This window comes from Delftia sp. ASV31 (assembly GCF_016428765.1).
GTDB classification, from domain to species: domain Bacteria; phylum Pseudomonadota; class Gammaproteobacteria; order Burkholderiales; family Burkholderiaceae_C; genus Comamonas; species Comamonas acidovorans.
Window position 1 is genome coordinate 1 of record NZ_JAELTK010000237.1, and the last position, 379, is coordinate 379.

The 379-nt window shown below is 42.0% G+C and carries 1 pseudogene; it reads left to right on the plus strand.

What is annotated here, in order from left to right:
* Window positions 1-379, plus strand: a pseudogene (locus JHD82_RS29165) (hypothetical protein); the annotation flags it as partial.

The following is a 379-nucleotide window of genomic DNA, read 5'->3' on the forward strand; positions in this document are numbered from 1 at the left end:
GCGCTAATTAATTTCCTTGGTTGCTCTTCAAAAGATCAGCGTTTGGAAGATTTTCTTGAAGAATATAACATCCATGATCGCCCGATGACAGTGGAAGAATTGGAGTTACTAGAAGACGCAGATGACAAGGAGGATACAGATGCCGAATACGAATTAACTCAAAAGTCCAAAGATTCGCTGATCATTGGATCAGAACGGAATGGATTTTGCCTCATTTTCAAGAAAAGGGAGGATTATGAACTAACGCACTCAGAGCAAATAACCTTCTCTGACCCGTTTGTGCTTGAGCAGATTGCCTTCTTCGCCAATGGCGTACAAACCTATCAAGGATTTCAGGGCAGTTTTCTGTCGGGCATCACAATGGAGACAAAGAAAAATG